Below are 887 nucleotides of genomic sequence, written 5' to 3'. Positions count from 1 at the left end.
CTCTAGAGCGTGTCTGAAAAATAAAAATTGCACAAAACGCATGTTTTATTTCCCTTTTTCATGATAAAATAAAGAAAAAGGGGTGTTCACTATGTTGAGACGATATGAGTTGACTGATGAAGAATGGCTTCGCATTGAACCTTTATTACCTCCTGAAAATACTGGAAAACAAGGACGTCCAAGGAAAGACAATCGTATCATTATGAATGGAATTGTATGGCTTGCACGTAGTGGGGCACCTTGGCGCGATCTTCCTGAACGTTATGGTTCATGGAAAACTGTCTATAGCCGATTCCGAAAATGGATCGATGATGGTATCCTTGATAATATTTTCCGTATTTTAAGTCTTGAAGCAGAATTGGAAGAATTATCCATTGATGCTTCTATTATCCAGGCGCACCAGCATAGTGCCGGTGCAAAAAAAGGGGGCCTTCAAATGAAATCGGGCATAGCCGTGGAGGAGCCAGCACCAAAATCCATGCGGCAGTAGATGCCTATGGATATCCAGTTTATTTAATGATCAGTGAGGGACAGCGTAATGATATCAATTATGCAATCCCTTTGCTCGATCAAATTGAAATAAACGGAAGCAATGTGTTAGCTGACCGAGGATACGACAGTAATAAATTACTTGATTATGTGTACGCCCGCGGTGGAGAGCCAACCATTCCATCCCGAAAGGGAGCTAAATTTGAACGTCATTGTGATTGGTGGTTATACAAAGAACGCCATTTAGTAGAAAAGTATTTTCTGAAATTAAAAGCATTCCGACGAATCGCTACACGTTATGACAAATTAGCTGCAACCTACTTGGGATTTATTTGTATCGCCTCAATATTAATTTGGTTAAAATAAACAATTTAAAATGTTTTTCAGACACGCTCTAG

The 887-nt window shown here is 39.5% G+C and carries 1 pseudogene; it reads left to right on the top strand.

The annotated features are described in order from the left end of the window. Window positions 1-91: 91 nt before the first annotated feature. Window positions 92-855: pseudogene (locus LI074_RS17050) on the top strand (IS5 family transposase). The last annotated feature ends 32 nt before the right edge of the window (window positions 856-887 follow it).

Origin of the sequence: Blautia sp. MSK18_10, assembly GCF_020553185.1 — a bacterium.
Lineage (GTDB): Bacteria > Bacillota > Clostridia > Lachnospirales > Lachnospiraceae > Blautia_A > Blautia_A wexlerae.
This window is presented reverse-complemented; position numbering and strand designations above follow the sequence as displayed.